Source organism: Microcella humidisoli (assembly GCF_024362325.1).
Taxonomy (GTDB): Bacteria; Actinomycetota; Actinomycetes; order Actinomycetales; family Microbacteriaceae; genus Microcella; species Microcella humidisoli.
Window position 1 is genome coordinate 2,469,632 of record NZ_CP101497.1, and the last position, 24,710, is coordinate 2,494,341.

Genomic DNA, 24,710 nt, shown 5'->3' on the forward strand with positions numbered 1-24,710 from the left:
TGCAGGCCGGCGATAGGCTCTGCGGTCGTGGTCGCCCGCGGGTTCTCCACAGCAACCGCGCTGGGCGCCCACGAACGACCGCGAGGGTGCACACTCCCCCGCATGGTGCCTGCCTCTCTCATCCTCCCCGGACCGCTCGTGAGCGCGAGCGAGTGGCGCTGCGCGGTGCTCGACGGCGAGCTCGTCGCGCTCGGCGATGGGTTCCTGCCGATCGATGCGCCGTTGACCGCCCGCGAGCGCGCCGCGTCGCTCGCCCCGGCCCTCATCGACGACCGTGTGGTCATCGCCGACCGCAGTGCCGCCTGGGTGTGGGGGTGGGCGCCCCCGCCGCCGGTCGTGTCCACGTGCGTCTCGATCCAGGCGCGCATCCCCTCGCCCGATCGGCGGCGGCTGCGGGCCCGCGAGGTCGTCATCGAGGCCGATGAGCTGCGGATGCTCGGCGCGGTGCCCGTGACCGCGCCCCTGCGCACTCTGCTCGACCTGGCTCGGCACGACCACGATGCGCACATCGTCGCCCTGCTCGCGGCAGGTCTGCGCGCGCACGGAGTCACGAGAGCTCAGCTCGACGCCGCGCTCGCGCGCCGCCCGAGTCTGTCGTTCGTGCGCCCCGCGCGGGCGCGACTGCTGGCCGCCCTCGCCGCGGCGACCGATCACCCGTTGCTGACGCGGTAGACGTCGTAGACGGCGTCGATGCGCCGAACGGCATTGAGCACGCGGTCGAGGTGCGTGACATCGCCCATCTCGAAGACGAAGCGGCTGAGGGCCAGTCGGTCTTTCGAGGTGCTGACGCTCGCCGAGAGGATGTTGACGTGGTGCTCGGAGAGCACGCGCGTCACGTCGCTCAGCAGCCCGCTGCGGTCGAGGGCCTCGACCTGGATCTGCACGAGGAAGACACTCTTCGCGGTCGGTGCCCACTCGACCTCGATCATGCGGTCGGGCTCGGTGAACAACGACTGCACGTTGCTGCAGTCGGCGCGGTGCACGCTCACGCCCTGGCCGCGCGTGACGAAACCGACGATGCCGTCACCGGGAACGGGTGTGCAGCACTTGGCGAGCTTGACGAGAATATCGGGGGCCCCGCGCACGAGGACGCCGGAGTCGCTCGTGCGCACGGGCGTGCGACCGCGCGTCGGCACGCTGAAGGGCTCGTCGTCGCTCTCGGCCTCGACGTGCAGCGCGGCGAGGATCTTCTCGATGACCGACTGGGTCGACACGTGGCCTTCGCCGACGGCGGCATAGAGCGACTCGACCGTCTCGTAGCGCAGCTGCGAGGCGACGTGCGCGACCGCGTCTTGCGACATGAGGCGCTGCAGGGGCAGGTTCTGCTTGCGCATGGCGCGCGCGATCGCGTCCTTGCCCTGCTCGACGGCCTCGTCGCGGCGCTCCTTCGTGAACCACTGGCGGATCTTCGACCGCGCGCGCGTGCTCGTGACGAAGTTCAGCCAGTCCTGGCTCGGGCCCGCATCCGGATTCTTCGACGTGAAGACCTCGACCGAGTCGCCGCTGTTGAGCACGGTCTCGAGCGGCACGAGCCGCCCGTTGACCTTCGCCCCCATCGTGCGGTGCCCGACCTCGGTGTGCACGGCGTAGGCGAAGTCGACCGGCGTCGCGCCCGCGGGCAGGCCGATGACCTTGCCCTGCGGGGTGAAGACGTAGACCTCCTTCGCGCCGATCTCGTAGCGCAGGTTGTCGAGGAACTCGGTCGGGTCGCTCGTCTCGGCCTGCCAGTCGGAGATGTGGGCCAGCCACGCCATGTCGGTGTCGGAGCGCTCGGTGCCGGCCTCGCCGCGGCTCGAGCCCGCCATGCGCTCCTTGTACTTCCAGTGCGCGGCGACACCGAACTCGGCGCGCTGGTGCATCTCGTGCGTGCGGATCTGCAGCTCGACAGGGCGCCCGCCCGGGCCGAAGACGGTCGTGTGCAGCGACTGGTACAGGTTGAATTTGGGCGTCGCGATGTAGTCCTTGAAGCGGCCCGGCATCGGGTTCCAGCGCGCGTGCACGGCACCGAGCACGGCGTAGCAGTCGCGGATCGAGTTGACGAGGATGCGCACGCCCGTGAGGTCGTAGATCTCGTCGAAATCGCGGCCGCGGTGCACCATCTTCTGATAGATCGAGTAGTACTGCTTGGGTCGCCCCTTGACGTCGGCCTTGATCTTCGACTGCCGGAGATCGTCCTTCACCGCGTCGATGACCTGCTGCACGAAGGCCTCGCGTTCGGGCGTGCGGTTGCGCACGAGGCTCTCGATCTCGACGTAGATCTTCGGCTGCAGCACGGCGAACGACAGGTCTTCGAGCTCCCACTTGATCGTCTGGATGCCGAGTCGGTGCGCGAGCGGCGCGTAGATGTCGAGGGTCTCTTGCGCCTTGCGCTGGGCCGAGGCGCTCTCGACGAAGCCCCACGTGCGGGCATTGTGCAAGCGGTCGGCGAGCTTGACGATGAGCACACGGATGTCTTTCGACATCGCGACGATCATCTTGCGCACCGTTTCGGACTGCGCGCTGTCGCCGTACTTGAGCTTGTCGAGCTTCGTCACGCCATCGACGAGCATGGCGATCTCGTCGCCGAAGTCGCGCCGCAGCTCGTCGAGGCTGTAGCCCGTGTCCTCCACGGTGTCGTGGAGGAGGGCGGCCGCGATCGTCTTCGCGCCGATGCCGAGATCGGCGAGGATCTGAGCGACCGCGAGCGGGTGCGTGATGTACGGCTCGCCGCTCTTGCGCGTCTGGCCCTCGTGGGCGCGTTCGGCGACCTGGTACGCGCGCTCGATGAGCGCGAGATCGGCCTTGGGGTGCTGCGCCCGCACCGTGCGGACGAGCTTCTCGAGCGCTCCCCCCGACTGCGAGCGCGAGAAGATGCGCGGCAGCAGCGCGCGCAGGGACGCACTGCTCTGCTGCGTCGTGTCGGTCATCCGCGCGCCCTCCACGTCGATTCTACGGCGTGGCGGTCCGGCCGGCCGACGAGGGGATGCGGGAGCCGCGACTCAGCGAACCGCGCCCGACTCGGTGCGCGCGACGCGCGGACGCGTGCCCTGCTTCTTGAGCTCCGGCTCGTTCTGACGCAGGTGCACGTAGAGCGGGGCCGCGAGGAAGATCGACGAGTAGGTGCCGACGATCGTGCCGACCGTGAGCGCGAGCGCGATGTCGCGCAGGGTTCCCGCGCCGAGCAGCAATGAGCCGATGAACAGGATCGACGCCGTCGGCAGCACCGCGACGATCGACGTGTTGATCGAGCGCACCAGGGTTTGGTTGACCGCGAGGTTCACCGACTGCGCGAACGTGCGGCGCGACTCCACGCCGTCTTCGCTCGTGTTCTCGCGCACCTTGTCGAAGACGACGACCGTGTCGTAGAGCGAGTAGCCGAGGATCGTGAGGAAGCCGATGACGGCCGCGGGCGTGATCTCGAGCCCGAAGACTCCGTACACACCAGCGGTGATGATGAGGTCGTGGAAGAGGGCGATGATCGCGGCGAGTGACATCTTCCAGGTGCGGAAGTACACCGCAAGCACGAGGCTCGCGAGCAGCAGGAACACCACGAGGGCGATGATCGCCTGGCGCGTGATGTCGGCACCCCAGGTGGCACCGATGAACGAGGAGCTGACGTCGGACTCGGCGACACCGTAGGCCTCTGCGAGGGCGGCGCGCACCTCCTCCGTCTGAGCGGGGGTGAGCTGCTCGGTCTGCACGCGCACCGAGTCGCCCCCGACGATCGAGGCGCGGGGGTTCGCGCCCGGAACGACCGAGGCGACCGCCTCGTCGGCGATCGCGGTCGCGGATGCGGTTCCCTGCTCGACCACAGAGGTGCTCTGCACGCGGAACTCCGAACCGCCGCGGAACTCGATGCCGAACACGAATCCGCCGCGGAGGGCCGTCAAGCCGATCGCGAGGAGGACGAAGACGGCCGCGATGATGTACCAGGTGTTCCGGCGCCCGACGAAGTCGAACGAGCGCTGCCCGGTGTAGAGGTCGTTGCCGAACTGCGTGAGCTTGCTCATCGCGAACCCTTCCCTTCGCCGCTCGACTCGGCGGCCTTTCGCTCGGCGATGGTCTGCCGCTTCTGCGCCTCGCGACTGCTGCTCGCGACCTTGGTGCTCGTGACACCCACCGGGGCGCGGAACTGTGCGCGACCGCGGTACACGGCTCCGAGCGCTTGCGGGTCGAGCCCGCTGAGCGGGTGACCGCTGCCGAAGAACCGCGTACGGGCGAGCAGCTGCATGAGCGGGTGCGTGAACAACGCCACCACGATGAGGTCGACGATCGTCGTGATGCCGAGCGTGAAGGCGAAGCCGCGAACGTTGCCGACCGCGAGCACGAACAGCACGGCTGCCGCGAGGAAGTTGATGACGTCACTGATGAGGATCGTCCGCCAGGCGCGCTTCCAGCCCGCCTCGACCGCCCCGTCGACGCTGCGCCCGTCGCGCAGTTCGTCGCGGATGCGCTCGAAGTACACGATGAAGGAGTCGGCGATGACGCCGATCGAGATCACGAGACCGGCGACGCCGGCGAGCGACAGACGGAAACCCTGCTGGTTCGAGAGGTACGTGATGATGAGGTACGTCACGATGCCGGCCACGATGAGTGAGGCGAGCACGACGCCGCCGAGCGCGCGGTACTGGAAGAAGGCGTAGAACGCCACGAGGATCAAGCCGACGATGCCGGCGATGATGCCGCTCTGCAGCTGCGAGACGCCGAGCGTCGCACTGATGTTCTCGCTCGACTGGATCTCGAAGCCGATCGGCAGAGCGCCGAACTTCAGCTGGTCGGCGAGCGTCAGCGCGCTCTCCTCCGTGAAGTTGCCGCTGATCTGCGGCCGGCCGTCGGTGATCGCGCTGATCGTGCGCGGAGCGCTGATGACGCTGCCGTCGAGCACGATCGCGAACTGGTTCTGCACGCCGACGAGGGCGACGAGCCGCTCGGTCACGGCGCGGAACTGCGCGGTGCCCTCGGCGTCGAATTCCATGAACACGCCCCACTCGTTCGTGGTGACGCCCGTCTGCGACGAGATGAGGCCAGCCCGCGCATCCGCGATGCGCTCGCCCGCCACCTCGACGGGACCGAGGATGTACTTGATCGAGCCGTCTTGCTCGCACGTGATGAGCGGCTCATCAGCGGGGGCGACGTTGGCGCCGATCGCGTTGACAGTCGCGCAGTCGAAGGTGTCGAACTGCTCCTGCAGCTCCGGCGTGATCCAGGCCAGATCGCTCGCATCGGTCGGGCTCGCGCTCGGCGTGGGCTCGGCAGTCGGGTCGGCACTGGGTTCGGCACTGGGTTCGGCACTGGGCGAGGCCGAGGGGTCGGTCGTCGGATCCTCCGCGCCCTCCTCGCCGATCGTCGAGTTCGAGGGCAGATCGGCGACCAGCACCGGGCGGAACTCGAGCTTCGCCGAGCTCGAGATGCGCTCGCGCGTCTCGTCGTCGGGCTCGCCCGGGATCGACACGACGATGTTCTGGTTTCCCTGCGTGTTGATCTCGGCTTCGCTGACGCCACTCGCGTCGACGCGCTGGCGGATGATGGCGACGGCGCGCTCGAGCTGCTCCGCCGTCACCGCCTCGCCGCTCGACAGCTGCGGGCTGAGCGTGATCTGCGTGCCGCCCTCGAGGTCGAGAGCGAGCTTCGGAGTCCACTGGCCGTTGTTGAAGAGCACGCTCGCCCCGTTCGCCGCGATGAGGGCGATGATGATGACGAGCAGCCACACGAGGGAACGGATGGCCTTGCGCTCGGTGGTAGTTCTGGCCACCTCAGGTACTCATTTCTGCCGGGGAGGGCGGGCACGCCGCAGAGCGGCGCGCAGCGCGCGGGAAGCGGTGGGGTCTAGCTCTCGGTCTTCTTGGTGCGCTTGGGCTTCTCGGCCGGAGCGTCGAGGCTCGACTCGTTGAGAACGGGGGCGCCCTCGGCGACCATCTCCTCCGAAGCCTCCTCCTCGAGCGCGACATCGTCTTCGATGACGCGGGCGAGGGTCTGGCGGTGCACGCGCACGGTGCTGCCGGGGCTCGTCTCGATGGTGGCGACGTTGGCCTCCTCGTCGATGCTGACGAGCGTGCCGAAGAGACCGAAGTTGGTCATCACCTCGGCGCCGGGCACCATCTTCTCCTGCAGCAGCTCCAGGTCTTGCTTGCGCTTGCGGGAGTTGCGGAACATGAAGAAGATCAGCAGGGCGAGCACGCCCAGCATGACGATGGTCAACGGGTCCATGAGGGGACTGCCTTTCAGGAGTTCGGGAGATCTCAGCGATCTGCGCCGGGGCGCCGGGGCCGGTCAACGAGCGGATGCTCGGTCGAGGGCCAGCGATAACTATAGGTCATCGGCCCCGGTCGGCCGTGGCGGGTGGCCGAGGTGGGCCCAGGCTCGGGCTGTGGCGACGCGACCGCGGGGCGTGCGCGAGAGCAGGCCCGTGCGCACGAGGAACGGCTCGACGACCGCCTCGATCGTCTCGGCCTCCTCCCCCACCGACACGGCGAGGGTCGAGAGCCCGACGGGCCCACCGTCGAAACGTTCCACGATCGCCGCGAGCACGGCGCGGTCGAGACGATCGAGTCCTTGCTCGTCGACGTCGTACAGCTCGAGGGCGGCGCGCACCGCGGTGCGGTCCGCCGCTCCGCCGTGCACGAGAGCGTAGTCGCGCACCCGGCGCAGCAGCCGGTTGGCGATGCGGGGCGTGCCGCGCGAGCGGCGCGCGATCTCGGCCAGCGCATCCTCGTCGATCGCCAGCGTCAGCAGGCGTGCGGCGCGCACGAGCACCTGGTGCAGCTCCTCCGGCTCGTAGAACTCGAGGTGGGCGGTGAATCCGAAGCGGTCGCGCAGCGGATTCGGCAGCAGCCCCGAGCGGGTCGTGGCGCCGACGAGCGTGAACGGAGCGAGCTCGAGGGGGATGCTCGTGGCCCCCGCCCCCTTGCCCACCATGATGTCGACACGGAAGTCCTCCATGGCGAGGTAGAGCATCTCCTCCGCCGATCGCGCCATGCGGTGGATCTCGTCGATGAACAGCACCTCGCCCGGCACGAGCGACGACAGCACGGCCGCGAGATCGCCCGCGTGCTGGATCGCGGGCCCGCTCGTCATGCGCAGCGGGCGACGGCCCTCGTGCGCGACGATCATGGCCAGGGTCGTCTTGCCGAGCCCGGGAGGGCCGGCGAGCAGGATGTGATCGGGCGTGCGGTTCTGCAGGCCCGCGGCCTCGAGCAGCAGCTGCAACTGGCGGCGCACCTTCTGCTGACCGACGAACTCGGCGAGGCTCTGCGGCCGCAACGCGCCCTCGAAGGCGAGCTCGGCATCCGATTCGGGGGTCGGGCGCAGCACCTCGTCGGTCATGAGCCCCCTCCGGCTCCGTCAGACCGCCCGCGAGCGGGTCCCAGGATGCTCAGCGCGCGCCGCAGCAGCACCGCGAGCCCGGTCGTCGCGGCATCGGGGTCGGCCTCGACGACCTGCGCGGCGGCGTCGAGCGCGGTGCGCTCGGGCCAGCCGAGCCCCGTGAGCGCCGCGGCGAGCGAGGCGGTGACGGCGGCCGGCGCGGCGGGGCTCCCGACGGGGGCGGTGCCGACGGGCGCCAGGAGCTTGCCCGCGAGCGAGACCACGATGAGCTTCGCGGTCTTCGGCCCGATGCCGCTCACCGCGCGGAACGGCGCGTCGTCGTCGGCGGCGATGGCACGGGCGATCGCGTCGGGTGTCATCTCGCCGAGAACGCCCAGGGCCGACTTGGGGCCGACGCCCGAGACCGTGCGCAGCAGTTCGAAAAGGCCCAGCTCGATCTCATCGGCGAAGCCGTAGAGGCTCATGTCGTCCTCGCGCACGACGAGGGCAGTGTGCAGGCGAACGCTGTCGCCGACGCGCAGCTCGCGTGCGTGGCGCTCAGTCACCGCGACGGCGTATCCGACCCCGGCGACGTCGATCACGACGCGCGTTCCCGCGAGGACGATGAGGGTTCCCCGCAGGCTGGCGATCACCCGTCGAGCCTACGGGCGCGCGTCGCCTTCTCGGCCGCGCGCCACGCCTGCTGCGCGGGGGTCGGCGCGGCGCCGGTCGGCGCCTCCCCCGCGACCCGCGCGGCCGGGCTCGCGCCGCCGCGCCAGCCGTGGCAGATCGCGAGCGCCAGGGCATCAGCGGCGTCCGCAGGCGTCGGCGGAGCATCCAGTCGCAGAATGCGCTGCACCATCGCCGTGACCTGCTTCTTGTCGGCGCCGCCGTGGCCCGTGACGGCGGCCTTGACTTCGGTCGGCGTGTGCAAGGTGACGGCGAGACCGCGGGCGGCGGCGGCGTGCAGCACGACGCCGCTCGCTTGCGCCGTGCCCATGACGGTGCTCACGTTGTGCTGCGCGAAGACGCGCTCGAGGGCCACCGCGTGTGGACGGTGCTCGTCGAGCAGTGCCGCGAGCTCGTCGCCGATGGCCAGAAGCCGGCGTTCGAGCGCGAGCTCGGGTGGCGTGCGAATGACCGTGACGGCCACGAGGGTGGCGCGGCGATTCGGCTCGATGTCGACGATGCCGACCCCGCAGCGGGTCAGACCGGGGTCGACGCCGAGCACCCGCAGCACGCGGCTACTCGTCGTCGTCGAGCTCGGCGCGCACCTCAGCGCTCAGCGAGACATTCGTGAAGACGTTCTGCACGTCATCGAGGTCGTCCATCGCATCGACGAGCTTGAACAGCTTGCGCGCGGTGTCGGCGTCGGCCTCGATCTGCAGGTTCGCGACGAACTCAGCCTCGGCCGAGTCGTACTCGATACCGGCCTCCTGCAGCGCCGTGCGCGCGGCGACGAGCTGCGAGGGGTCGGTGATGACTTCGAAGCCGCCGCCCTGATCGATGACCTCTTCCGCTCCCGCGTCGAGCACCGCGAGCAGGATGTCGTCCTCGGTCACACCGTCGGTCTTGGTGATCGAGATGACGCCCTTGCGGCTGAAGTTGTAGGCGACGCTGCCGGGGTCGGCCATCGTGCCGCCGTTGCGCGACATGGCCGTGCGCACCTCGGCCGCGGCGCGGTTCTTGTTGTCGGTGAGGCACTCGATGAGCAGGGCCAGGCCGCCGGGGCCGTAGCCCTCGTACATGATCGTCTGATAGTCGACGGACTCGCCGGTGAGCCCCGCACCGCGCTTGATGGCGCGATCGATGTTGTCGTTGGGCACCGAGGTCTTCTTGGCCTTCTGCACCGCGTCGACGAGGGTCGGATTACCGCTCAGGTCGGCACCACCGATCTTGGCGGCGACCTCGATGTTCTTGATGAGCTTGGCGAACGACTTGGCCCGGCGACTGTCGATGATCGCCTTCTTGTGCTTCGTCGTCGCCCACTTGGAATGGCCGGACATGGGGCTCCTTGCAGGTCTGAAGATCAGTGCCAGTTTAGGGCAGGGCGTCTGCCCGGATTCCGGCGCGGCGCAGTTCGAGCCCGGCGAGCGCACGGATCGCGGCGGGATCGTTCGCGCGCCACGCCGCGGCGGGGTCGGGATGCACGGCGGCGAGCTCGTGCAGCGGCGCCCGGGCCACGGCCCGCGCGGCGAGCGTGTCGGCGGTCATGCCGCGGGCGATCATCGACCGCAGCCGGCTCGAGCGCAGGGCGAATCGCACGCGCGGCAGCACCCAGACGAGCGCGAGCAGCACGAGCGGGACGACCGCGACCGACCAGCCGACGCCGAGCGCGACCGCCTCGACGAAGGCCTGCTGCGCACGGCCAGCCTCGGCAACGGAGGCGCCCGCGCCCGCCGCCGCATCGAAGGGGCCACGGATACCGTCGCCGATGAGCGGCACCTCGCCGAGCGTCTCGGCGGCGTCAGCGAGCCCCGTCTCGAAGTCGAGGCCGGCCTGCTCGAGATCACGTCCGAAGGCACCAAGGGCGCGGATCGTCGCAGTGACCGCAGCCGCCGTGCTCACGACGACGATCACGAGCACGAGTCCGACGATGTCGGCGATGATCTGCCGTGTCCGGGCGGCCGGGTAGTCCGAGTAGAGGCTCATGCCCCCATCGTGTCAGGTGCGGCGCTCAGGAGGCCGCGGCGACGTGATCGAGGAACCGCGCGTGAAAGCGCGTCTCCCCGGCAACCTCCGGGTGGAAGGAGGTACCCATCAGGCGCCCCTGCTCGACGGCGACGACGCGCCCGTCATCGAGAGACGCGAGCACCTCGACCCCGGCACCGACCTCGTCGACAACCGGCGCGCGGATGAACACGGCATGCACGGGCGGCTCGCCGAGCGCCGGCACCGCGAGGTCGGTCTCGAAGGAGTCGAGCTGGGTTCCGAACGCGTTGCGGCGCACGGCGACATCCAACCCGCCCAACGACAGCTGGCCCTCGATGGCGTCGTGCAGGCGGTCGGCGAGCATGATGAGCCCGGCGCACGTGCCGTAGACGGGCATGCCGGTCGCAATGCGGTCCCGCAGCGGATCCCGCAGCCCGAACAGCCGGCTGAGCTTGTCCATGACGCTCGACTCTCCGCCCGGGATGACGAGACCGCCCACCTCGGCGAGCTGCGCCGGCGTGCGCACCTCGCGCACGTCGGCGCCCAGCTGCGCCAGCACCGCGACGTGCTCGCGCACGTCGCCCTGCAGCGCGAAGACACCGACGGGCGGGAGCGACCTACCAGCCACGCTCGGCGAGGCGGTGCGGCGCGGGCAGGTCGGCGACGTTGATGCCGACCATGGCCTCACCGAGACCGCGCGAGGCCTCGGCGACGATCGCGGGGTCGCTGTAGCCCGCCGTCGCCTTGACGATCGCGGCAGCGCGCGCCACGGGGTTGCCCGACTTGAAGACGCCCGAGCCGACGAACACGCCGTCGGCGCCGAGCTGCATCATGAGCGCGGCATCGGCCGGCGTGGCAACCCCGCCCGCGGTGAAGAGCACGACGGGCAGCTTGCCGGTCTGCGCGACCTCGGCGACGAGCTCGTACGGCGCCTGCAGCTCCTTCGCGGCCACGTACCACTCGTCAGGGGTCTTCGCCGACAGGGCCCGGATCTCGCCGAGGATCGTGCGGATGTGCTTGGTGGCCTCGGAGACATCGCCCGTGCCGGCCTCGCCCTTCGAGCGGATCATGGCGGCACCCTCGGTGATGCGCCGCAGCGCCTCGCCCAGGTTGGTCGCTCCGCACACGAACGGCACCGTGAAGGGCCACTTGTCGATGTGGTTCACATAGTCGGCGGGACTCAGCACTTCCGACTCGTCGATGTAGTCGACGCCGAGCGACTGCAGCACCTGCGCCTCGACGAAGTGGCCGATACGGGCCTTCGCCATGACGGGGATCGAGACGGTCGCGATGATCTCGTCGATCAGGTCGGGGTCGCTCATTCGCGCGACGCCGCCCTGAGCGCGGATATCGGCGGGCACGCGCTCGAGCGCCATGACGGCGACGGCGCCCGCGTCTTCAGCGATGCGCGCCTGCTCGGCGTTGATGACGTCCATGATGACGCCGCCCTTGAGCATCTCGGCGAGTCCGCGCTTGACGCGGCTCGAGCCGGTCTCGGTAGTGCTCATCAGGGTTCCCTTCGACGGATGGCGCGCTGGCGCGCGTATGCTTGAGGCCACGGATCACAATGACCTAGGCCAAAAGATACCATGGCCTATCCGGCAGACACCCCGAGCGATGGACCGCCACATGACCCTCGAGATCACCGGCCGTTCGGCCGCAGAGATCGCCGCCAGCGTGCGCGGACTGATCGAGCGCGGCACGCTGATTCCGGGTGATGCCCTCCCTCCGGTCCGCGACCTCGCGGACGACCTCGGTGTCAACCGCAACACCGCCACGGCTGCGTACCGCCAGCTCACGCAAGCGGGCCTCGTCGTCACGCGCGGCCGGGCCGGCACCCGCGTCGCCGATCTCGCGGCCGTCGCCCAGGAGGGCTTTGCTGCCGACAGCGTGCTGCGCGACGTCGCGACGGGGAATCCCGACCCGGCGCTCATCCCCGATCAGTCGCGGGCGCTCGCCGGCATGGCCGGCCATCGAGTGCTCTACGGCGAGCCCGTGATCGATCGCGACCTCGAACGCTGGGCCACCGGGTGGATGCGCGCCGACCTCGCACCCGCCGACGTGCGACTGACGGTCACGAGCGGCGCAGCCGATGCAGTCGAGCGGCTGCTCTCCCAGGCACTCGTCCGCGACGACGCTGTCGCGCTCGAGGATCCGTGCTTCCTCACCAGCATCCATACGGTTCGCGTGGGCGGCTATCGTCCAGTGCCGGTGCCGGTCGATGAGGAGGGGATGACCGTTGCCGGGCTCCGGGCGGCACTCGAGCAGGGCGTTCGTGCCGTCGTCTGCACTCCCCGTGCACAGAACCCCACGGGGGTGAGTCTGAGCGAGCGGCGTGCCGTCGAGCTGCGCGCGGCGCTCAGTGAGCACCCGTACGTGCTGGTCATCGAGGACGATCACTTCTCGATGCTGTCGCGCTCGCCGTTCCGCTCACTCATCGGACCCGACCATAAGCGCTGGGCACTCGTGCGCTCGGTCTCCAAGTTTCTCGGTCCGGACATGTGCCTCGCCGTGACGGCGTCCGACCCCGACACCGCCGATCGGCTCGCGATGCGGCTCACCCCGGGCACCACCTGGGTGAGCCACTTGCTGCAGCGGCTGACCCTCGCCCTCGTGTCCGACCCTGCTGTCGCCGCCGGCATTGCTCACGCCGGCGACCACTACGCCGACCGCAATGCCGCGTTCGCGGCTCGACTCACGGCGCTCGGCATCCCGACGTACGCCGGTGACGGCCTCAACCTCTGGGTGGCACTGCCCGTCGCAGCGCGCGAGGTCTCCGAGCTGCTCATGCGCCGCGGGTGGCTGGCACGAACGGGTGACGAGTTCTCTCTGGGCTCCGTACCCAGCACGCGCCGGCTGCGTCTCACGGTGCACGATCTCGACGACGCCGACGCCGGGCGTCTCGCCGCCGACATCGCGGCAGCCGTGAGGGCCGCTGGCGGACGGCTGCGCCCGACCCAGGTGGAATGATCGAGGAATGAAGGTCCTGTCCATCCAGTCCGCCGTGGCCTACGGGCACGTCGGCAACTCCGCCGCCGTGTTCCCCCTGCAGCGCATCGGCGTCGAGGTCATGCCGGTCTACACGGTCAACTTCTCCAACCACACGGGATACGGAGCGTGGCGAGGCCCGCTCATCAGTCCGGATGACGTGAGGGATGTCATCGTGGGAATCGAGGAGCGTGGCGCGTTCCCGACGATCGACGTGATTCTCTCCGGCTATCAGGGCTCGGAGGGCATCGCCGATGTCATCCTCGAGGCGGTCGCCCGCATCAAGGCGGCGAACCCCGACGCGATCTACGCCTGCGACCCCGTCATGGGCAATGCGACGAGCGGGTGCTTCGTGGCGCCCGCGATTCCGGTGCTCCTGCGGGAGCGCGTCGTGCCCGCCGCCGACCTGATCACCCCGAACCAGTTCGAGCTCGGCTACCTCACCGGAACCGAGCCTGACACCCTCGAATCGACTCTCGCTTCAGTCGACCGCGTGCGGGAGTCCGGCCCGCGCGTGGTTCTCGTGACGAGCGTCGAGCGCCCCGATCGCGACGACGGCACTCTCGAGATGCTCGCCGTCACCGACACCGGAGCGTGGATCGTCACCACGCCACGGCTGCCCCTGAAGGCCAACGGCTCGGGCGATGTCACCGCCGCGCTCTTCACCGCGCACTACCGCCGCACCGGTGACGCCGCCGACGCCCTCGCACGCACGGCCTCGAGCGTGTTCGACCTGCTGGAGAACACGTTGAACTCGGGCGAGCGGGAGCTGCAGCTCATCGAATCGCAGGAGGCATACGCCCACCCGCAGATGCAGTTCGCGGTGCGCCAGGTGCGCTGAGCCACCCCGTCGGCGACGGCGGGATCAGCGCGGCCAGGCCGCCGCGATCTGGACCCGCACCTCGTCGAGCAACCGCGGCATCGCCTTTGTGCCCGCGATGATCGGCATGAAGTTCGCGTCCGCGCTCCAGCGCGGCACGATGTGCTGATGGAGGTGGCTCGCGATGCCGGCGCCGGCCAGACGGCCCTGGTTCATGCCTATGTTGAACCCCTCGCAGCGCATGGTGTCCCGCAGCACCCGCATGGCGGTCTGCGTGAGCGTCGCGATCTCTGCCGTCTCCGCGTCCGTCGCCTCGTCGTAGAGCCCCACATGACGGTACGGGCACACGAGCAGGTGTCCGCTGTTGTACGGGTACAGATTCAGCACGACGAACGAGAACTCACCGCGTGCGACGATCAGCGACTGCTCGTCGGAGAGCGCTGGAGCGCGGCAGAACGGGCACGCGTCGTCGCTCTCCTGCCGGTGATGCGACTGGATGTACGCCATCCGGTGCGGCGTCCAGAGCCGCTCGTAGCTGTCGGGCACACCCACGAACTGCGAGGCCGGCTCCGCCTCGACGCCCGCCAGCGACGGCCGCTCCGCATCCTGATCGGTCATGGATGCTCGCTACAGTTCGGCCGAACGCGTCGAGATCGCCGTGGTGATGCGCGCGATCGCCTGCTCGACGGGCACGCCGTTGACCTGCGAGCCGTCGCGGAACCGGAAGCTCACCGCGCCGTTGGCGACATCCTCGGCGCCCGCGATGAGGAGGTAGGGCACCTTGCCGGTCGTGTGGGTGCGGATCTTCTTCTGCATGCGGTCGTCGGAGTGGTCGACATGGGCCCGCACACCGGTGGCCCGGAGCTTCCCGATGACCCCCTCGAGATACTCGGCGTAGTACTCCGCGACGGGGATGCCGACGACCTGCTCGGGCGAGAGCCAGGCCGGGAAGGCCCCCGCGTAGTGCTCGAGCAGGATCGCGAAGAAGCGCTCGATCGACCCGAGCAGCGCGCGGTGGATCATGATCGGCTGCTGGCGCGTGCCGTCGGACGCGGTGTACTCGAGCTCGAAGCGCTCGGGCTGGTTGAAATCGAGCTGCACCGTCGAGAGCTGCCACGTGCGGCCGATCGCGTCGCGCGCCTGCACCGAGATCTTGGGGCCGTAGAACGCGGCTCCACCCGGGTCGGGCACGAGCTCGAGCCCCGACTCGACGGCGACCTCGCGCAGCGTCTCCGTCGCCTGCTCCCACAGCTCGTCGCTGCCGACCGACTTCTCGGGGTTGCGGGTCGACAGCTCGAGGTAGAAGTCGTCGAGGCCGTAGCCGCGCAAGGTCTCGAGCACGAACTGCAACTGGCTCGCGACCTCGGCCTTCACCTGGTCGGGCGTCACGTAGATGTGCGCGTCGTCCTGCGTGAGGCCGCGCACGCGCGTCAAGCCCGAGAGCGTGCCGCTCTTCTCATAGCGGTACACCGTGCCGAACTCCGCCAGGCGCAACGGCAGCTCGCGGTACGAGCGCCCGCGGGCCCGGAAGATCAGGTTGTGGAACGGGCAGTTCATGGGCTTGAGGTAGTAGTTCTGCCCCTGCTTGGTGATGTTTCCCTCGGCGTCGCGCTCCTCATCGAGGTGCATGGCGGGGAACATACCCTCCTCGTACCACTGCAGGTGCCCACTGGTCTCGAAGAGGGCGCCCTTCGTGATGTGCGGCGAGTACACGAGCTCGTAGCCGTTCGCGAGCAGGCGCTCGCGCATGAAGTCCTCGATCTCGGCGCGGATGATGCCGCCCTTGGGGTGGAAGACCGCGAGCCCTGATCCGATCTCATCGGGGAAGCTGAACAGGTCGAGTTCGACGCCGAGCTTGCGGTGGTCGCGCTTGGCGGCCTCCTCGAGGCGGCCGAGGTGCTCGCGGAGGGCATCCTTCGACGGCCAGGCTGTGCCGTAGATGCGCTGCAGCTGCGGGTTCTTCTCGCTGCCGCGCCAGTAGGCGGCGGCCACTCGCATGAGCGACCAGCCGTTGCCGATCATGCGCGTGTTGGGCAGGTGCGGGCCGCGACACAGGTCTTTCCAGTAGACCTCACCGGTCTTGCCGTCGACGTTGTCGTAGATCGTGAGCTCTCCCCCGCCGACCTCGACGCTCTCGCCGTCCGCACCGTCGGCTGCCGCACCCTTGAGCCCGATGAGCTCGAGCTTGTAGGGCTCGGCCGCGAGCTCGGCCCGCGCCTCATCCTCGGTGACGACCCGGCGGACGAAGCGCTGGCCCTGGCGGATGATCCGGTCCATCGCCTTGCTCAACGCCGAGAGGTCGTCGGTCGTGAACGGGGTCGAGACATCGAAGTCGTAGTAGAAGCCGTCGGTGATCGGCGGACCGATGCCGAGCTTCGCCTCGGGGTTGATCGACTGCACGGCCTGTGCGAGCACGTGCGCGGCCGAGTGCCGCAGAATCGCCAGGCCGTCGGGACTGCCGATCGTCACCGGCTCGGCGACATCGCCCGGGTGCAGCCGGTGCGCCAGATCGCGGAGTTCGCCGGCCACCCGCATGGCCACGACCGAGCGGTCGGTGAAGATGCCGAAACCGTCGGTCGCCTGCGTGACCGCGACCGGCTCGGGAGCGGTCGGGACGGCGGCGGACTCGGGCGCGACGGGGTCGGACACGCAGGCTCCTCGTGGGGCGGATTGCTGGGGCGATGGGCGCGACCAACTCTACCGGCGCGCATCCGCCCGCTCGGCCGCGCCGATCAGCCGACGAACACGACCCAGGCGTCGGCGACCGACTGCATCCAAGCGAGCACGATCTCGCGATCGAGGGCCGCCGCCCACGCGATCGCGATCTGCAGCACGGCGACGAGGTCGACGAGGGCGTTCGTGACCGGCGTGCGCGCGCCCGGGATGAGGGTGATCGCGAGCAGCGTCAGCAGCGTGAAGGTCACGCCGGCGGCACCGGGGTGGAAAGCGCCGAGCAGGAAGGCGACGTTGAGCAGCAGGAACACGATCGTCGAGACCGGGATGGCGGCGGGACGTCGCACGATCGCCGCGACCAGCCACGAGCTCAGGACGGGAGCGGCGATGAGCCAGCCGGTCGGCGTCGAGTAGAGCGCTTGCAGCCCCGCGAGACCAGCCGGGATGCTCGCGATGATGCTGGCGACATCCTCTTGCGGCCACGGGGTGCCGAAGAACAGCATGTTGAGGAAGATGATCGTCGCGAACGCGCCGAGGGTGGGGAAGCCGATGACGAGCATGTTCGCCGCGCGCAGCCCCGGCGCCGACGGCCGGCCGTGGCGCAGGAAGGGCGACGCGAGCACGGCGACGAGCGCGTAGAGGATGCCCGAGGGGTCGCTGAGCGCCGCGATCATGAGCAGGATGCCTGCCCGGAACCCCGACTCGGTGCTGCCCCAGTTGACGAACCGCACGAGGTCGGCGAGGGCAAGGCCGAAGAACGTGATCGCGAGGAAGCCCGGCAGGTTCTCGAGCGCGAAGTAGGCGAAGAGCGGGTTCGCCGCGAGCGCGATGATGAGGATGATGCCCGTCGACCGCGGGATCGCTCTCTGCGCGATGATCTCCGCGACCTTCTGCAGCAGGAAACCCGCGGCGATCGCCCCGATGATGCTGAGTCCGAGTCGGCCGAAGGGGTTGCTCGCGGCGATCAGAATCGACGTGTGCGGGTACAGCAGCGCGAGCCACTCGGCGTCGCCCCGCGTCCAGTCGATCGCCGCCACATCGACGAGCAGATCGGCGTTGGGCGCCGACTCGGGGTACGGCACGAGTTCGAGCAGGAGCGCGATCGCGATGAGCGGGGCCATGAGGCCGAGGCGCAGCATCCAGCGTTGCACCGGGAATCGGGGGAAGGGGTCGTGACGCGTGCGCGGAGCGCGGCGGCTTGATCGGTCACGCACCATGGGGGCCTCAGTCGTGCTGGACATGCGTCGTCAGACCGTGCTCGGTCTTCTCCCAATAGTGCGGCTTGGTGATGAGCTGCCAGAGGCCCTTGTAAGCCGCGATCGAGTGCAGCAGCCAGTACAGCGGATTCAGCAGCGCCCACAGCACGAGGTGGAACGTGCCGCGCTTGTACGGCCCCATCATCGACAGGTAGATCATGATGACGTTGCCGATGACGAAATTGAGCAGGGTCAGCCAGAGCAGCCAGATCGGGAAGAGCTGTGCGAGAGCATCGACCGGCAGCACGATCGTGAACGCCGTGATCACGTAGAACGGGATCACCCCGAGGAACGTGGCTGGCGTGCCCGCGATGAGGAGCACGAAGCTCAGGAACCGCCGGAGCCCGATCTGGCGCACGAGGGCGAGCGGCTGGCGCGCGTGCACGAGCGTCGTCTGCATGTAGCCCTTGATCCACCGCGAGCGCTGACGGATGAAGTTGGGGATGGAGGTGTTGGCCTCCTCCATCGTCGTCGAATTGATGACCCCGACCCGGTAGCCGAGCGCGCTCGCACGGATTCCGAGGTCGGCGTCTTCCGTGACGTTGTACGGGTCCCACCCGCCGAGCTCGATGAGCGCGGACGTGCGGAAGTGGTTCGACGTGCCGCCGAGCGGAATGGGCAGGTCGCCGAGGTCGAGGCCGGCGAGCATGTAGTCGAACCAGTAGCTGTACTCGAGCGTGAACATGCGGGTGAGCGCGTTCTCGCGGTCGTTGAAGTAGTTCAGCGAGGCCTGCACGCAGACCGTCTCGTCGCCCCCACGACGGAAGGCGACGACGGCCTTCTTGAGCTGGTCAGGGTCGGGCGTGTCTTCGGCGTCGTAGATGACGAGCAGATCGCCCGTCGCGAAGTACAGCCCGACGTTGCATGCCCGCGGCTTCGTCTGCGGCTGGCCCTTCGGGATCGTGACGATTCGGAAGTGGGGCGGCGGATTCGAGGTGAGCACCGCATCCCGCGTCTCGTGGTCTTCCTCCTCGATCAAGATGAGCACCTCGAGCTTCTCGGTCGGGTAGTCGAGACCGCCGAGGTTGCGGATGAGCTGGCCGACGATGTTCGCCTCGCGGAAGACCGGCACGAGCACCGTGTACCGGGGCAGCTCGCGCTCGTCGAGCGCGTGGATCTGCGCCTTCGTGATGCGCTCGACGACGTCGTAGCGGGCCCCGCGCATGGCGACGATGAACTTGAAGCTCGTGCCCGCCAGGAACACCAGACTCGTGACGGTCATCAACACGATCACGGTCTCGACGGGCCGCAGCACCGCCGCAGCGACGAGCACGAGGGCGCCAACGGCCCCGATCACCTTCTGACCGCGGCTGAAGGTGATGCGCGCCGACATGGCGGGGTTCTGACGCCACAGTTCGTTCGCGGCCTCATCGGCGATCTCGGAGCGAAACAGCTTGAGGCACGCGTTCTTGATGTCCCACGACGTGGTGGCGACGAACTGCACCTCCGCACCGCCGAGTGCCTCACGGATGCTCGCCACACGCTCGGGAGCGACACCGCGTGCGGTCGCCACGAAGACGATGCCCGCGTCGTTGCGCCGGATCGGCAACCAGTTCTCGGCCAGATAGCGCTGACCGGAACCGCTGCGCACGAGCTCGTCGTCGAACTTCACCGCTTCGAGGTCAATCGGGTGGATACCCCACGATGCCGCCTCGGCGAGCAGCAGCGATTCGGAATCGAGCAGGCCCTCGCTGATGAGCACCTGGTCGATGTGGGCACCCGTGCGCTCTTTAACGAGCCGCGCGAACGCGAGGTTCTCTGACGAGACGAGACCGCTTTGCAGCAGGAGATCGGCGAACGCCTCACTGTCGGCGACGCGCGTCGCTGGAGCCTCTCCCCCCGGAGCCATGCCTCTAGCCTAGGCCGTCACCCGCTCGAATGCCCGCCCCAGAACGGGGTGCCATCCCTCGTGCTAGGCCACGGGCGCTGGGTCGAACGCGCGGGTCCGTGCCCGGATCCCCTCGACGACGAGAGCCAGCAGCACCCCCAGCATCGTGCCGGCGAGATTGGCGACCAGGTCGCGCGGATCGGAAATGCGAGCCGTCGGGATCTGCGCGATCTCGATCAGCGTCGTCAGCGCGAGGCCCGCGAGGATCGCGAGCCACCACCGGCGCGCGCCCACGACGAGCAGTGCGAGCGCGCCCCATGGCGCGAAGAGCAGCACATTCGCGGCGAACTCGAGCACCGACCCGGTCGTCCAGGTGGCTGGGTCGAACCACTCGCGCCACGCGAGGACACCCCTCGCCGACTGGGATCCCACGAGACGCTGAGGCACAGGACCGAGGGTCACGAGCAGCACGAGAGCCGTGTAGGCGAGACCCACGATGATGGCGGGAGTGCGGCGGCTCATCATTCGATGATCGCACCCCCGACGATGACGCCGCTGAGTGTGGTGGGCGATACGGGGATCGACCCAGCGCAGAGGCGACAGCGTCTGCAAGGGCACTGGTTCGAGGGAAGTGTTGGTGGGCGATACTGGGATCGAACCAGTGACCTCTTCCGTGTCAGGGAAGCGCGCTACCGCTGCGCCAATCGCCCATTCGCATGGGGTGTTTCGGGTGGTGCTGTGAGGTGGCGACGGGATTCGAACCCGTGTGCACGGCTTTGCAGGCCGCTGCCTCGCCTCTCGGCCACGCCACCGTGGGCAATAGCCCACCTCACAGAGGGCCATTACTCGAGCGGATGACGAGATTCGAACTCGCGACCCTCACCTTGGCAAGGTGATGCGCTACCACTGCGCCACATCCGCATTCGCTCCCCCGTTCCCGGGGGCGCATCGAAACTCTAGCCCACCATTCCGGTCTGGGCCAAACCGACCGGTGCGGGCGTGTCCCCTGCTCCGTGGGCGTCGCAACGAGCTCTCGCGTTTGTGGCAAGATGGACGCGCACGGGCGATTGGCGCAGTTGGTAGCGCGCTTCCTTCACACGGAAGAGGTCATCAGTTCGAGTCTGGTATCGCCCACCATCAGTCTCCTCCCGCAGGATCCCGGGTCACGGCATCGCCTGCGGCACGGCCCCGCGGTCCCCGCTCGAGCAGGATGATCGCTCCGATCGCGAGGGCCCCGCAGAGCAGCCCCGAGGCGGCCGATCCGAGCGCAATCGCGAGCACCGCGCCCAGCTGGCCCAGGACGGGCGCGACGGCCCCTGTGGCCGCGAGCCCGAACCCGTCGGCGAGCAGCGCGAGCACGACGCCACCGACCGAGGCCGCGACGATGACCCCGACGGCGACTCGACGCACGGGGTCGGCCGCCGCGGGGGCGCGCACGATCACGGCCGTGCCGCTCGCCGTGCCGATCACGACCGCGGTGGCGAGACCGACGGGTGACAGGAACGCGACCCCCGCGCCGATCGCGGCCCAGCCGAGCACAGCACCCGCGACGAGCCCGGTCGGGCTGCCGGGGCGCCCGGCGATGCGCGCCACGAGCGCCCAGACGAGTGCCCCGAGCAGCACACCGACGACCGCATTGCCGAGGGTGCGTCCCGTCGCGGCATTGACGACGCGCTCGACTCCCACCATCCAGGCGGTCGCCCCGACAGCCAGCAGCACGGTTGCGACGATCGCCCGCGACAGCCTGGCCGGTTCCGACGGCTTCGCGGCCCGCGGGCGCGCGGGAAGCAGGGAGAGGGCGAACAGGGATGCCGCGGGCGCGACATGCGTGGCGAGCACCCCCGCATAGTCCACGGCCCCGAATACGGTCTGCACGAGCGAGGGAACCGTGCCCACGACCGCGGCGAACACCGGGGGCAGCACGATGACCCCCCACACCGCAGCGAACACGCCTCCGCCGAGCGCTCCGAGGCGGGTCGCGGCGAGCACGGCGACCGACCCGGTGATCGCCGCGGCAAGGGCGGCATCGAGCACGATGCTCGCCGGGTCGACCGAACCGCCGCGGATCGCGGCCCCGATGATCACTCCCGCGGCGGCGACGAGGCCGGCGACGGTCACCGCGAGGGTGCGTCGCTCGCCCGGCGGCCGGAGCCCCATGAGCAGGGCCACGGGCACCGCGAGCACGAGCACCGCGCATACGGCTTGCAGCACGGGGTCGCTCGCTCCCACAACGGCACCGTCCTTCCCGTGCGAACGCCGAGGGGCGCTACTCCCTTGCGAGAGTAGCGCCCCGGTCTCCCGCAGGCGGGAGGGTGTTTCAGGGTGCTTACTTGGCGTCGAGCACGTACCCGGCTTCGCCGTGCACGATCGGGTCGATGCCCGCGATCTCGTCTTCCTCGGTGACGCGGAAGCCGATGGTCTTCTCGATCGCGAAGCCGATGATGTAGGCGACGACGAACGAGTAGATCATCACGGCGAAGGCTGCGATGGCCTGCGCAGCGAGCTGCGTGAGCGATCCGCTGTAGATGAGGCCCGAGCCGTTGGCGAAGAAGCCGAGGTACAGCGTTCCGATGAGTCCGCCGACGAGGTGGATGCCCACGACGTCGAGCGAGTCGTCGAAGCCGAGCTTGAACTTCAGGTCGACAGCGAGGGCGCAGAGCGCACCAGCGAGAAGTCCGAGCACGATCGCCCAGAACGGCGTCAGGGATGCACAGGCCGGCGTGATGGCCACGAGACCCGCGACGGCACCGGAGGCGGCGCCGATCGAGGTCGGCTTGCCGTCCTTGATCTTCTCGACGATGAGCCAGGCGAGCAGCGCCGCAGCGGGGGCCGCGATCGTGTTCATGAAGGCGATGGCCGCAACGCCGTCAGCGGCGAGCTCCGAGCCGGCGTTGAAGCCGAACCAGCCGAACCACAGCAGACCCGCGCCGAGCAGCACGAACGGCGGGTTGTGCGGAACGTGGGCGCCCTTGGCGAAGCCGACACGCTTGCCGAGTACGAGCGCAAGCGCCAGAGCCGCAGCACCGGCGTTGATGTGCACCGCGGTACCGCCGGCGAAGTCGATGGCACCCGCGCCGATCCACTCCTGCAGACCGTAGGTGATCCACCCGCCGTCGGCGAACGAACCGTCGTCGGCGAGGGTGAAGTTGAAGACCCAGCTCGCGACCGGGAAGTAGACGATCGTCGCCCACAGTCCCGCGAAGATCATCCACGAGCCGAACTTCGCGCGGTCCGCGATCGAGCCGGAGATGAGCGCGACGGTGATGATGGCGAACGTCGCCTGGAAGGCCGCGAACGCGATGAGCGGGAATGCGCCCGCCGGCTCAGAGGCCTCTTGGAAGACTGCGTCGAGTCCCAGGTTGGTCGCGTCGAGGTTGAACGGAAGGTTCACCCCGTCGCTACCCGAGAATGCGACCGCGTACCCGTACAGCACCCACAAGACTCCAATGAGACCGATCGCGCCGAAGCTCATCATCATCATGCTGATGACGCTCTTGGCCTTGACGAGTCCTCCGTAGAAGAACGCGAGTCCGGGAGTCATCAGCAGCACGAGCGCTGCGCAGATGAGGAGGAAGGCAGTGTTGCCCTGATCCATGTCAAACCTCTCTTACCGTGGCAAAGGGAGCGCCCGACTCGAGGACTCAGGTTCGGGACGAGACTCCCCCGGCGAGTCCGGGCACATGCACAGTGTCGAGTGAGGAGGTTTCGGTAGGAGTGTCGCGATGTTTCCCGGGTGTTACACGAATCCCCCACAGGTAAACATCGCGTTTCGCGGATGCTCGAACGCGCTAGGAGCTCACCCTGTCGTCGCCGTAGACATCAGGGATGCCGTCACCGTCGGCATCGACCTGCTCGTCAGCCAGTTGTCGCTTGTACTGGCGGTTGCGCGCGCCCAAGAGGATGACGGCCAGCACCGCGGCGATGAGCGAGCCGAGCAGAATGCCGACCTTGCCGATGTCGTCGAGAGCGGTGCCCTGGCCGAAGCTCAGTTCGCTGATGAGCAGCGAGACCGTGAAGCCCATGCCGGCGAGCAGCGCGAGGCCGATGAGGTCGACCCACTTGACACCGCGCGGCAGAGAGACACCCGGCAGTCGGGTCACGAGCCACGTCGCGACGGTGATGCCGACGGTCTTGCCGACGACGAGCCCCGCCATGATGCCGAGAGCGATGGGGCTCGACACCGCGTCGACGAGGCCATCCCAGCCCCCGACCGCGACGCCCGCCGAGAAGAAGGCGAACACAGGAACAGCGACACCGGCGCTGAGCGGGCGGTAGCGATGCTCGAAGATCTCGGCGAGACCCATGCGCGGCCCGAGGCCGTCGTCGTCGCCGCCCTTCGCCCGCACCGGCACGGTGAAGGCGAGCAGCACTCCGGCGACCGTCGCGTGCACGCCCGACTCGAACATGAAGAACCACACGACGATGCCGATGGGCAGCAGGATCGCCCAGGCGGCGGTCTCGCGCACGCGGAAGAACTCCTGGTAGCGCTGCGCGAGCAGCCCGTACACGGCGAGGCCGATGAACGATGCCAGCAGGAACAGCGGCTCGAGGTCGGTCGTGTAGAAGAAGGCGATGATCGTGATCGCGATCAGGTCGTCGACGACCGCGAGCGTCAGCAGGAAGGTGCGCAAGGCGAGCGGCAGCGCCGTGCCGACGACGGCGAGCACGGCGAGCGCGAAGGCGATGTCGGTTGCGACGGGGATCGCCCAGCCGCGTAGCGCCTCGGGGCCGTCGTCGAGCACGATCGCGACGTAGATGATCGCGGGCACGATGACGCCGCCGATCGCCGCCACCACGGGCACGAGCGCCTTGCGGGGGTCGCGCAGCTCGCCCGCGACGAACTCGCGCTTGAGCTCGAGGCCCGCGAGGAAGAAGAAGATCGCGAGCAGGGCATCCGCCGCGAATTTTCCGACCGAGATCTCCCAGAACAGGTCGCCGAAGGTGATCTGCAGGTAGGTCGCGCGCAGCTCGAAGTAGCCCTCGCCCCACGCGGAGTTCGCGACGATGAGCGCGAGCACGGTCGCGGCCAGCAGCAGGAAACCGCCGACCGTCTCTCGGCGAAGGATGCGCTCGATCCACAGCGACTCGCGGTAGCGACGCTCCGGCCCGCTCAGGGGTGCGGTGGGGTTCTGCTCGATGGGGGCGCTCTCGGCGGTCATGCGGCCTTCCGGGGGTCGATGATCAGGATGCTCCCGATGACTACCGGGAGGCC

General features: G+C 69.1%; 22 protein-coding genes and 4 tRNA genes. 4 read left to right on the forward strand and 22 right to left on the reverse strand.

The features are described 5' to 3' along the window. The first annotated feature begins 102 nt into the window (after positions 1-102). Positions 103-672 (forward strand): hypothetical protein, encoded by a 570-nt coding sequence (locus NNL39_RS12065; RefSeq protein ID WP_255159522.1) that lies wholly within the window; start codon positions 103-105, stop codon positions 670-672. Here the strand turns inward: NNL39_RS12065 and NNL39_RS12070 are convergent. The 11 genes from NNL39_RS12070 to pdxS form a co-directional block, all read right to left on the reverse strand. Then, complete coding sequence (locus NNL39_RS12070) at positions 651-2,906, reverse strand: RelA/SpoT family protein (protein ID WP_255159523.1); 2,256 nt, start codon at positions 2,904-2,906, stop codon at positions 651-653. The two genes, NNL39_RS12065 and NNL39_RS12070, sit on opposite strands and share 22 nt — an antisense overlap. A gap of 72 nt (positions 2,907-2,978) precedes the next feature. Then, positions 2,979-3,989, reverse strand: a complete 1,011-nt coding sequence (gene secF / locus NNL39_RS12075) for a protein translocase subunit SecF (protein WP_255159524.1) — start codon at positions 3,987-3,989, stop codon at positions 2,979-2,981. Next, a complete protein-coding gene (secD, locus tag NNL39_RS12080) occupies positions 3,986-5,731 on the reverse strand; it encodes a protein translocase subunit SecD (RefSeq protein ID WP_255159525.1) in 1,746 nt (581 codons plus the stop codon). Before secD ends, secF begins: the two co-directional genes overlap by 4 nt. Before the next feature lie 74 nt (positions 5,732-5,805). Continuing rightward, positions 5,806-6,186: a preprotein translocase subunit YajC gene (locus tag NNL39_RS12085; RefSeq protein WP_255159526.1), complete on the reverse strand. Its 381-nt coding sequence runs from the start codon at positions 6,184-6,186 to the stop codon at positions 5,806-5,808. 99 nt (positions 6,187-6,285) lie between these two features. Further along, a complete protein-coding gene (gene ruvB, locus NNL39_RS12090) occupies positions 6,286-7,302 on the reverse strand; it encodes a Holliday junction branch migration DNA helicase RuvB (RefSeq protein WP_255159527.1) in 1,017 nt (338 codons plus the stop codon). Continuing rightward, positions 7,299-7,934 carry a Holliday junction branch migration protein RuvA gene (gene ruvA, locus NNL39_RS12095; protein ID WP_255159528.1) on the reverse strand — a complete coding sequence of 212 codons (636 nt, stop codon included), beginning with the start codon at positions 7,932-7,934 and terminating at the stop codon, positions 7,299-7,301. The genes ruvB and ruvA overlap by 4 nt, the downstream gene beginning before the upstream one ends. Further along, complete coding sequence (gene ruvC / locus NNL39_RS12100; RefSeq protein ID WP_255160952.1) at positions 7,931-8,518, reverse strand: crossover junction endodeoxyribonuclease RuvC; 588 nt, start codon at positions 8,516-8,518, stop codon at positions 7,931-7,933. Before ruvC ends, ruvA begins: the two co-directional genes overlap by 4 nt. Positions 8,519-8,525: 7 nt before the next feature. Beyond that, a complete protein-coding gene (locus tag NNL39_RS12105; RefSeq protein ID WP_255159529.1) occupies positions 8,526-9,287 on the reverse strand; it encodes a YebC/PmpR family DNA-binding transcriptional regulator in 762 nt (253 codons plus the stop codon). A gap of 34 nt (positions 9,288-9,321) precedes the next feature. After that, on the reverse strand, positions 9,322-9,933 hold the full coding sequence (locus tag NNL39_RS12110) for a hypothetical protein (protein ID WP_255159530.1): 612 nt from the start codon (positions 9,931-9,933) through the stop codon (positions 9,322-9,324). Between the two features lie 25 nt (positions 9,934-9,958). Next, positions 9,959-10,561 carry a pyridoxal 5'-phosphate synthase glutaminase subunit PdxT gene (gene pdxT, locus NNL39_RS12115; RefSeq protein WP_255159531.1) on the reverse strand — a complete coding sequence of 201 codons (603 nt, stop codon included), beginning with the start codon at positions 10,559-10,561 and terminating at the stop codon, positions 9,959-9,961. Continuing rightward, entirely contained in the window at positions 10,551-11,441 is an 891-nt protein-coding gene (pdxS, locus tag NNL39_RS12120) for a pyridoxal 5'-phosphate synthase lyase subunit PdxS (RefSeq protein ID WP_255159532.1), read from the reverse strand. The genes pdxT and pdxS overlap by 11 nt, the downstream gene beginning before the upstream one ends. Positions 11,442-11,562: 121 nt before the next feature. On the opposite strand from pdxS, the gene NNL39_RS12125 reads away from it, so the two are divergent. Both NNL39_RS12125 and pdxY read left to right on the forward strand, forming a co-directional pair. Next, positions 11,563-12,903 (forward strand): aminotransferase class I/II-fold pyridoxal phosphate-dependent enzyme, encoded by a 1,341-nt coding sequence (locus NNL39_RS12125; RefSeq protein WP_255159533.1) that lies wholly within the window; start codon positions 11,563-11,565, stop codon positions 12,901-12,903. 7 nt (positions 12,904-12,910) lie between these two features. Continuing rightward, on the forward strand, positions 12,911-13,762 hold the full coding sequence (pdxY, locus tag NNL39_RS12130) for a pyridoxal kinase PdxY (RefSeq protein ID WP_255159534.1): 852 nt from the start codon (positions 12,911-12,913) through the stop codon (positions 13,760-13,762). Between the two features lie 24 nt (positions 13,763-13,786). On the opposite strand, the gene NNL39_RS12135 is transcribed toward pdxY, so the two are convergent. From NNL39_RS12135 to NNL39_RS12170, 8 genes are all read right to left on the reverse strand, one after another. Further along, entirely contained in the window at positions 13,787-14,359 is a 573-nt protein-coding gene (locus NNL39_RS12135) for an HIT family protein (protein WP_255159535.1), read from the reverse strand. A gap of 9 nt (positions 14,360-14,368) precedes the next feature. Then, positions 14,369-16,276, reverse strand: coding sequence for a threonine--tRNA ligase (gene thrS / locus NNL39_RS12140; protein WP_255160953.1), 1,908 nt, complete (start codon positions 16,274-16,276; stop codon positions 14,369-14,371). Between the two features lie 197 nt (positions 16,277-16,473). Then, positions 16,474-17,655 carry a hypothetical protein gene (locus NNL39_RS12145; RefSeq protein WP_255159536.1) on the reverse strand — a complete coding sequence of 394 codons (1,182 nt, stop codon included), beginning with the start codon at positions 17,653-17,655 and terminating at the stop codon, positions 16,474-16,476. Then, complete coding sequence (locus NNL39_RS12150; RefSeq protein ID WP_255159537.1) at positions 17,639-19,519, reverse strand: glycosyltransferase family 2 protein; 1,881 nt, start codon at positions 19,517-19,519, stop codon at positions 17,639-17,641. Before NNL39_RS12150 ends, NNL39_RS12145 begins: the two co-directional genes overlap by 17 nt. Positions 19,520-19,582: 63 nt before the next feature. Then, positions 19,583-20,020 (reverse strand): VanZ family protein, encoded by a 438-nt coding sequence (locus tag NNL39_RS12155; RefSeq protein ID WP_255159538.1) that lies wholly within the window; start codon positions 20,018-20,020, stop codon positions 19,583-19,585. A 113-nt stretch (positions 20,021-20,133) separates the two neighbouring features. Further along, positions 20,134-20,208: transfer RNA gene (locus tag NNL39_RS12160), tRNA-Val, on the reverse strand. 31 nt (positions 20,209-20,239) lie between these two features. Next, positions 20,240-20,310 (reverse strand) — tRNA-Cys (locus NNL39_RS12165). Positions 20,311-20,347: 37 nt separating this feature from the next. Beyond that, positions 20,348-20,419 (reverse strand) — tRNA-Gly (locus tag NNL39_RS12170). A gap of 140 nt (positions 20,420-20,559) precedes the next feature. Between NNL39_RS12170 and NNL39_RS12175 the strand changes: the two genes are divergently transcribed. After that, positions 20,560-20,635: transfer RNA gene (locus tag NNL39_RS12175), tRNA-Val, on the forward strand. On the opposite strand, the gene NNL39_RS12180 is transcribed toward NNL39_RS12175, so the two are convergent. The 3 genes from NNL39_RS12180 to nhaA all read right to left on the reverse strand — a co-directional run bounded on the left by NNL39_RS12180 (position 20,636) and on the right by nhaA (position 24,657). Further along, entirely contained in the window at positions 20,636-21,727 is a 1,092-nt protein-coding gene (locus tag NNL39_RS12180) for a hypothetical protein (RefSeq protein WP_255159539.1), read from the reverse strand. 97 nt (positions 21,728-21,824) lie between these two features. Next, the gene (locus NNL39_RS12185) at positions 21,825-23,093 is read right to left on the reverse strand and encodes an ammonium transporter (RefSeq protein ID WP_255159540.1); all 1,269 of its coding nucleotides are present in this window, start codon (positions 23,091-23,093) and stop codon (positions 21,825-21,827) included. A gap of 193 nt (positions 23,094-23,286) precedes the next feature. Continuing rightward, complete coding sequence (gene nhaA / locus NNL39_RS12190) at positions 23,287-24,657, reverse strand: Na+/H+ antiporter NhaA (protein ID WP_255159541.1); 1,371 nt, start codon at positions 24,655-24,657, stop codon at positions 23,287-23,289. Positions 24,658-24,710 lie beyond the last annotated feature (53 nt).

What these genes read in the sequence shown, in the direction of transcription:
- NNL39_RS12065 (WP_255159522.1), top strand. Translation starts at nt 103, where the DNA reads ATGGTGCCTGCCTCTCTCATCCTCCCCGGACCGCTCGTGAGCGCGAGC.
- NNL39_RS12070 (WP_255159523.1), bottom strand. Translation starts at nt 2,906, where the DNA reads ATGACCGACACGACGCAGCAGAGCAGTGCGTCCCTGCGCGCGCTGCTG.
- secF (WP_255159524.1), bottom strand. Translation starts at nt 3,989, where the DNA reads ATGAGCAAGCTCACGCAGTTCGGCAACGACCTCTACACCGGGCAGCGC.
- NNL39_RS12085 (WP_255159526.1), bottom strand. Translation starts at nt 6,186, where the DNA reads ATGGACCCGTTGACCATCGTCATGCTGGGCGTGCTCGCCCTGCTGATC.
- ruvB (WP_255159527.1), bottom strand. Translation starts at nt 7,302, where the DNA reads ATGACCGACGAGGTGCTGCGCCCGACCCCCGAATCGGATGCCGAGCTC.
- NNL39_RS12105 (WP_255159529.1), bottom strand. Translation starts at nt 9,287, where the DNA reads ATGTCCGGCCATTCCAAGTGGGCGACGACGAAGCACAAGAAGGCGATC.
- NNL39_RS12110 (WP_255159530.1), bottom strand. Translation starts at nt 9,933, where the DNA reads ATGAGCCTCTACTCGGACTACCCGGCCGCCCGGACACGGCAGATCATC.
- pdxS (WP_255159532.1), bottom strand. Translation starts at nt 11,441, where the DNA reads ATGAGCACTACCGAGACCGGCTCGAGCCGCGTCAAGCGCGGACTCGCC.
- NNL39_RS12125 (WP_255159533.1), top strand. Translation starts at nt 11,563, where the DNA reads ATGACCCTCGAGATCACCGGCCGTTCGGCCGCAGAGATCGCCGCCAGC.
- pdxY (WP_255159534.1), top strand. Translation starts at nt 12,911, where the DNA reads ATGAAGGTCCTGTCCATCCAGTCCGCCGTGGCCTACGGGCACGTCGGC.
- NNL39_RS12135 (WP_255159535.1), bottom strand. Translation starts at nt 14,359, where the DNA reads ATGACCGATCAGGATGCGGAGCGGCCGTCGCTGGCGGGCGTCGAGGCG.
- thrS (WP_255160953.1), bottom strand. Translation starts at nt 16,276, where the DNA reads ATGCGGGTGGCCGGCGAACTCCGCGATCTGGCGCACCGGCTGCACCCG.
- NNL39_RS12145 (WP_255159536.1), bottom strand. Translation starts at nt 17,655, where the DNA reads ATGTCCAGCACGACTGAGGCCCCCATGGTGCGTGACCGATCAAGCCGC.
- NNL39_RS12150 (WP_255159537.1), bottom strand. Translation starts at nt 19,519, where the DNA reads ATGGCTCCGGGGGGAGAGGCTCCAGCGACGCGCGTCGCCGACAGTGAG.
- NNL39_RS12155 (WP_255159538.1), bottom strand. Translation starts at nt 20,020, where the DNA reads ATGAGCCGCCGCACTCCCGCCATCATCGTGGGTCTCGCCTACACGGCT.
- NNL39_RS12185 (WP_255159540.1), bottom strand. Translation starts at nt 23,093, where the DNA reads ATGGATCAGGGCAACACTGCCTTCCTCCTCATCTGCGCAGCGCTCGTG.
- nhaA (WP_255159541.1), bottom strand. Translation starts at nt 24,657, where the DNA reads ATGACCGCCGAGAGCGCCCCCATCGAGCAGAACCCCACCGCACCCCTG.